Below are 684 nucleotides of genomic sequence, written 5' to 3'. Positions count from 1 at the left end.
CCAGTTTATCCACTCATAAATCTAAAAAAATGAAACTATCGAAGATCAATTGTTATTTAGCAGATGAAAAAACAACTCTGAAGCAACGTAAAGAATGGTACGTAAAGGAAAAATACCACAATGAAGATTGGAAGGCCGTAGAAGGGTCAGGCGATAAATTTTTAGTTTCTAATTATGGCCGTTTCAAACGCTTATATAAGAGTTCAGAAAAGTTTTTGCTTCCTTATCTCCATAAACGTAGTGGGGACCTATTTATAAAGGTGCAGTTTAAAAACAAGGTTAAGAAATACAAAGCTTCACATTTGGTTGCTTACCATTTTGTGGGCAATCCTAAGCCAGGCGAAGTATTGCATCATAAGAATTTAATTAAGACTGATAATTTTTTTGTGAATCTTGAATACATCACCAAAGAAAAACTTGGTAAAAAGACAGGATTTAGGTCTACAAGCAAACCTGTAGTAAGGATTGATAAAGATACTATGGAAGTTTTAGAGGAATTTAAATCAGTTCGTGAAGCCGGGAGAAAATGCTTCTTTTCTTACCAAACTGTTTTGGATCGCTGTAATAAAAAAAGCATACCGAGGGATGGTGATGTTTTCATGTTTGCTGATGAGTATGAATCACTGGAATCTGATTTATCGATTGCTGAGTAACAATATTGCAAGTTAAGGAGTGAGAAGGATG

1 protein-coding gene is annotated in these 684 nt (G+C 34.5%); it reads left to right on the top strand.

Going from position 1 to position 684, the window contains the following annotated elements:
• The coding region (locus CVN76_RS01790; RefSeq protein ID WP_232732057.1) for an HNH endonuclease at nt 1-653 on the top strand (653 nt) is incomplete at its 5' end.
• Between the last annotated feature and the right edge of the window lie 31 nt (nt 654-684).

Source organism: Bacillus sp. mrc49 (assembly GCF_002803435.1).
This window is presented reverse-complemented; position numbering and strand designations above follow the sequence as displayed.